The sequence below is a fragment of the Streptomyces griseorubiginosus genome (assembly GCF_017614965.1).
In the GTDB taxonomy this organism is placed as follows: domain Bacteria; phylum Actinomycetota; class Actinomycetes; order Streptomycetales; family Streptomycetaceae; genus Streptomyces; species Streptomyces griseorubiginosus_B.
Window position 1 is genome coordinate 1 of record NZ_WVUG01000709.1, and the last position, 650, is coordinate 650.

The 650-nt window shown below is 75.2% G+C and carries 1 pseudogene; it reads right to left on the reverse strand.

Annotated elements, in window-relative coordinates:
- Window positions 1–579, reverse strand: a pseudogene (locus GRC12_RS44880) (hypothetical protein); the annotation flags it as partial.
- Window positions 580–650 lie beyond the last annotated feature (71 nt).

Consider the following 650-nt stretch of genomic DNA (forward strand, 5'->3'; position numbering starts at 1 on the left):
GTGGCGGGGGTGGTCCGGCTGCGGGTCACGGTGGTCGGCGAGCAGAACCCCCGACACCGGGTCACCCTCCGACCGTCCACGTTCGCCGAGCACCGCAGTGGACGCCCGACCGCCACCGCCCGTCCCGCCGTCACCCCGGCCGAGGAGCCACCCGTACAGAGAGGGGCGAGCACCGGGCAGCCGACGCCAACCGTCCGCCTGCCGACGGTCGTTCCGCGGCACGACAGGGGTTGCCGCGCTCAAGTGCCCCCGCGCGTGGGGGAGGTCGGGCACGCGACGATCCGGCAGCAAGCGGGACAGGGCCCCGGCGGCCAGCCACTCACCCCCCGCCGCCACCAGCAACGGCGCCCCCGCGAAGGCGTACAGCACATACCGTTCGTGATACAGCGGCTGCACCTGAGAGGCCGTCATCAGCAGGGCCGGCGGCAGTACCAGCAGCGGAACCGCCACCCGCGCGACCCGGCGCACCCGTACCGCCCCGGCCACCGCGAGCAGCACGCACGTCCAGAACACCACCCCCGTGGGCCCGGCCGCGACCGCTCTCACGAGGGCCTCGGCCTTCTCCCAGTCAGGCGCCACGAGCCACCCCACCTGCCCGGCCTGCCCGTGGGACACCCACACCAGCGGCGCCAGGACGACCGTCACCACCC